Below are 4,541 nucleotides of genomic sequence, written 5' to 3'. Positions count from 1 at the left end.
CCACCTATCCTACTGATCCAACCAGGGCACCAGAGGTTACCGTGGCGATCATTTCATCAAGAAGGATCGTCAACAGCGGCAGCAGCGACTTCTACGGAGTTTTTTGGGCAGGCATGGGTTTCGAGCAGAGTGGTTCAGGCAAGATCTATGGTGCCATCGCTTCCGTGGGACCTATTAGTTCTACGGGTAAATTTCACATCAACTCCTCCTACGGCGTTAATAATTCAACCCTCTATGCCCCTCCCGAGGCAACGGTCATGAGCCGCCGCTAGGGCTGCTCCGCCTACTCGAGCCCCCGCACGTCCGGCGCGTCCTCGCCGCTCAGCAGGGCGGTCAGCCAGTCCACGAAGACGACCCCGCCGGTCTCGAGGCTGTAGAACTCCGGCCTGCTCAGGATGCAGTGCGGGGTCGCGCCCCTGGGGTCGGCGCCGTAGTTGGCGAGGTAGCTCGTGAAGGTGCCGGTCTCTGCGCTGATGGTTTGCAGCGAGCGAAGCATTTCCGCCGACCAGGCCTCGGGCCTGCCGCCCATGAGCTCGAAAAAGCCGATCTGGACGCCGTCGAAGAGGGTGTGGTACTGCGCCAGCGTGACGCCCTGGTAGTGCCGGCCGATGGCGCTGTAGAGTCTGGAGACGAAGTCGGTGCCAAAGACCTCGTCCTCGCTGGGCTCGAGACCGGGGACCCAGGTGGGGATAGCCCCCAGGACGTTCCAGTGGCGCAGGCTGTCGGCCACGAAAGTCTCGGTGACCACCCCGGCGCCGCTGTCGCCGAGCTGGTAGAACTCGGCTTGCAGGTAGTGCTCGCGGATGAGCGGCGTCCACAAGATGGCCCCGTAGGCGCCCGCGCTGCAGCCCGTGACGAAGATGCGCTCCGGCGCCTCGAAATGCTCGAAGACCCAAGCGAGGGCGGCTCGAGCGTTGACGGCACCCCGGTGCAAGACGGTGAAGCCGCCTTTGCCGCCGGTGACGGCGTCGTAGCTCGCGCTGTTGTCGCCCCAGTGGACGTCGCCCGTGCAGTAGGGGATGAAGACGTGAGCCCAGTCGGCTACCGGGTTGTCGTCGCGGCCGCGGCTGTAGAGACCGCCGCCGGCGGGCGGTGGGCTCAGGCGCGTGCTGTAGACCGCGCCCGGCCTCGAGCAGGTGGCGGCGTTCCAGCAGGCCCCGCCGCCCTGGAAGTCGATGACCAGATTGTTGCTCCCGTCGCGAGCATAAAAGGCGTAGCTCGAGCCGTCGGCGCAGGTGGTGTCGCCGCCGGGCTCGATCATGCTCCAGCGTTCGCTGGGCAGCTCGGGCTGGGCCGGGGCGGGTGGGGGCGTGGGCGCGGCAGGGGGCGGCGTCTGCGCGTAGCAGGCGCTCAGGAGGACGAGCAAGAGGGCGTGGAGCCAGAGTTTCAACCAGAGTTTCAAGGGGCCGGGGCGCACGGTCATAGCGCCATCCTACCGGGCCGTCGCTCCTTTGAGCCAGCTTGTATAGAAGCTATCTCAAAAACCCCTTTTGGGCGAGCAGAGCGAGTAAGGTTAGACGCGCGTGGCATGTGCAAACATTTTTGAGATGGGCTCTACAAGCTGACGATCGGTCGCGTCGCGCTCGCCCAGAGGTTCGGGCGCGGCCATCCTCGTGCCTGGCGCCTGCTGCGAGGGTGAAAGCCGCGCTGCTCCCTGCTAAGCTCCTTGCATGGGCGTTCGGGAGGCGCAAACGGGCAGCTTGAGGCGGGTCAAGCTCACCCTCGAGTACGACGGCGCGGGCTTTTTCGGCTGGCAGGTGCAGGCTCAGGGCGAGCGCACCGTGCAGGGCGTGCTCGAGGCGGCGCTGGCGGCCCTCACCGGCGCGAAACCCAGGGTGATGGCCGCGGGCCGCACCGACAGGGGCGTCCACGCCCTGGCGATGGTCGCGCACTACGACACCGCCGACACGGTCCCCGAAGCGCGCGTGGCGCGGGCGCTCAACGGCCTGCTGCCGGCCGACGTGCGCGTCTTGACGGCCGAGGGGGTCGCGGCTGACTTCGAGGCGCGGTTCTCCTGCCGCTACCGGCGCTACCTCTACAAGTTGCGGCTGGCGCGGGGCGGATTTGCGGGCCAGGCCCTGGAGCGCGGGCGGGTCCTCTTCCTGCCCCAGAGGCTGGACGTGGCGAGGATGATAGCGGCCGCGCCCCGCTTCGAGGGCCGGCGCGACTTCGCGGCCTTGGCGACGCAGGAGGAGCGGACGACCGAGCGCGAGGTCTACCTCTGCCGGCTCGAGCCCAGCGGCAGTGACCTCAGCGGCAGCGACCTCAGCCTGCAGGTGGCGGCCGACGGCTTTTTGCGCGGCATGGTGCGGGCCATCGTCGGCACGCTGCTCTACGTCGGCGAGGGCAAGCTTGCGCCCGGTGACTTAGACGGGCTCCTGGCGACAGGAGAGCGCCGCAGGTTGGGGCCGAACGCGCCCGCTCACGCCCTCTACTTCGCCGAGGCGGGCTATGAACCCTGGCCCGGCCGCTAGCCCTTATGCCTTATACTTGATGCCTTATACTTTGGCTTATGCTCACCCACTTCAAGGACGGCAAGGCGGTGATGGTCGACGTGTCAGCGAAGGAGGCGACGCTCCGCCGGGCGGAGGCGCAGGCACTCGTGAGCTTGCCGCCCGAGGCGGCGGCGGCGCTACGGGACAACCCCAAGGGCGACGCGGTGGCGGTGGCCGAACTCGCGGGCATCATGGCGGCCAAGCGCACCGCCGAGCTCATCCCGCTCTGTCACCCGCTGCCGCTCACCAAGGTGGCGGTGACGGGAACCGAGGAGGGGGACCGGGTCCGCTTCGTGGCGGTCTGCCAGACGACCGCCGCGACCGGGGTCGAGATGGAGGCGCTGACCGCGGCCAGCGTCGCCGCTCTCACGCTCTACGACATGCTCAAGGCGGCCTCGAAGGGCATCGTCATCGAAGAGGTCAAGCTGCTCAGCAAGGAAGGCGGCAAGTCGGGGCCGTGGCGGGCCTCGTGACGGCGGGCCTGGTAGGCGCGCGGCCGCTCGGCGAGGACGACGGCGAGGCCCTGGCGCCCATCGACCAGGCCTACGCCCTCAGGTACGAGCTCGAGCCCGCCCTGACCCGGAGCAGCCTGGCCTTTTTTCTGCGCGCGGGCCACGCCTTTGCCGCCTATCTGGGGGGCGAGGCGAGGGGTTTCGCCCTCGCCCAGGCGGTGTGGAACGGCACCCGCCCGACCGTCTATCTGAGCCGCCTGGCGGCTATGGACAGCGCAGGAGACGCGCCGACCGCCGTCCTCAAGGCGCTCGTCGAGGCGGTCACCAAGAGCGCCTACGACGCCGCCGTCTACGACCTCATCGCGACCGTGCCCGAGAGCGACGAGAAAGCGGCCCAGGTCCTGCGCGAGGCCGGCTACGGCGAGACCTCGCTGCGCCTCTACGGGCGCGTCCTGGGCTCGAGGGGATAGGGCGTAAGGGAGCACGATGAACAATGCCAACCCGAGAGTCAACGGTGAACCTTTCCCCGTTCAATCCTTGATTTCAACCTGATGTCCAGCAACGTCTACATCGGCGTCTATCTCGCTCGCCTCGAGACGCCCTGGGCGCGCAGCTTGAAGGAGAAGCGCGCGCTCATCAAGCCCGTCGCCGAGAGGCTCAAGGCGCGCTTTCCCGTCTCGGTGGCGCGCTTGGCCGGTCAGGACAGCCACGGCTGGGAACTCCTGGGGGTGACGGCCATCAGCCACGACGCGGTCTGGCTCGAGGGCGTGCTCGGCAAGGTCGCCGACTTCGTCGAGAGCGGCGACTGCCGGGTCACCTACAGCTCGCTCGAGGTAGAGCTGTGGACGGCCGCGGAGCACGACGAGCATTAGCCCCCCTTTCGGAGGAGGGCCTGAGGGCGTAGAATGGCCCATCGACAAGGAGGCCCCACGTGGCGGAGAAGACGGAAGCCAACAAGGCTGGTGCCAAACGGACTGCTGCCAAACGGACTGCTGCCAGGAGAACGGGCGCCAAGCAGACCGCCAAGGAGCCCAAAGCGCTGCCTGCTAAGCGCGCGGACAGGCTCGTCGTCACCAACGAGGCGCTGGCGACGATCATCGGCCTGGCCGCGCACGAGGTTCCCGGCGTGGTGGGCATGGCGCCGGCCAGCATGCGCGAGGGCCTAAAGCGCATCCTGGGCCGGCAGCAGGTCGACGAGGGCGTGGTGGTCACTCGCGTCGCCCAAGGCGACTGCGAGATAGACCTGCACGTGGTGGTCGCCTACGGTGTCAACATTCCCGCGGTGGCCGACTCGGTGCGCGAGCGCGTCGAGTACGCCGCCCGGTCGCTGGCGGGCGCCCGAGTCCGCCGGGTGCGGGTACATGTGGCCGGGGTGAGCCGTGGCTGAGGTCGCGGAAAGAGGGGCGGCGCAGGCACGTCTCGCGGCCAGGGAGCTGGTCAAGGCCTTTTCGTATGCGACCGAGTGGCTGGGTGTCTACATCGACGAGGTCAACGCCTTAAACGTCTACCCCGTCCCCGACGGCGACACCGGCACCAACATGCACCTCACCATGCAGTCGGTGCGGCGGCAGCTGGAGGGCGAGAAGCCCAAGAC

Annotated in this window: 8 protein-coding genes; 7 read left to right on the top strand and 1 reads right to left on the bottom strand. The window is 68.2% G+C overall.

Going from position 1 to position 4,541, the window contains the following annotated elements:
* Positions 1-272 (top strand): hypothetical protein (locus tag M3498_15735; GenBank protein MDQ3460731.1); only part of this gene is annotated, 272 nt, incomplete at its 5' end.
* 11 nt (positions 273-283) lie between these two features.
* Here M3498_15735 and M3498_15730 read toward each other — a convergent pair.
* Positions 284-1,423: a pectinacetylesterase family protein gene (locus M3498_15730; GenBank protein MDQ3460730.1), complete on the bottom strand. Its 1,140-nt coding sequence runs from the start codon at positions 1,421-1,423 to the stop codon at positions 284-286.
* A gap of 247 nt (positions 1,424-1,670) precedes the next feature.
* Between M3498_15730 and truA the strand changes: the two genes are divergently transcribed.
* The 6 genes from truA to M3498_15700 all read left to right on the top strand — a co-directional run.
* Entirely contained in the window at positions 1,671-2,474 is an 804-nt protein-coding gene (gene truA / locus M3498_15725; GenBank protein ID MDQ3460729.1) for a tRNA pseudouridine(38-40) synthase TruA, read from the top strand.
* A gap of 38 nt (positions 2,475-2,512) precedes the next feature.
* On the top strand, positions 2,513-2,968 hold the full coding sequence (moaC, locus tag M3498_15720) for a cyclic pyranopterin monophosphate synthase MoaC (protein ID MDQ3460728.1): 456 nt from the start codon (positions 2,513-2,515) through the stop codon (positions 2,966-2,968).
* Positions 2,953-3,417: a DUF1999 family protein gene (locus M3498_15715; protein MDQ3460727.1), complete on the top strand. Its 465-nt coding sequence runs from the start codon at positions 2,953-2,955 to the stop codon at positions 3,415-3,417. The genes moaC and M3498_15715 overlap by 16 nt, the downstream gene beginning before the upstream one ends.
* A gap of 81 nt (positions 3,418-3,498) precedes the next feature.
* Entirely contained in the window at positions 3,499-3,819 is a 321-nt protein-coding gene (locus M3498_15710) for a DUF503 domain-containing protein (protein MDQ3460726.1), read from the top strand.
* Positions 3,820-3,986: 167 nt separating this feature from the next.
* Entirely contained in the window at positions 3,987-4,334 is a 348-nt protein-coding gene (locus tag M3498_15705; protein MDQ3460725.1) for an Asp23/Gls24 family envelope stress response protein, read from the top strand.
* 46 nt (positions 4,335-4,380) lie between these two features.
* Positions 4,381-4,541: kinase (locus M3498_15700; GenBank protein ID MDQ3460724.1), on the top strand; the 161-nt coding region annotated here is incomplete at its 3' end.

The sequence above is a fragment of the Deinococcota bacterium genome (assembly GCA_030858465.1).
In the GTDB taxonomy this organism is placed as follows: domain Bacteria; phylum Deinococcota; class Deinococci; order Deinococcales; family Trueperaceae; genus JALZLY01.
The sequence above is the reverse complement of the archived record's forward strand: the minus strand, read 5'-3'. Positions and strand labels throughout refer to the sequence as shown.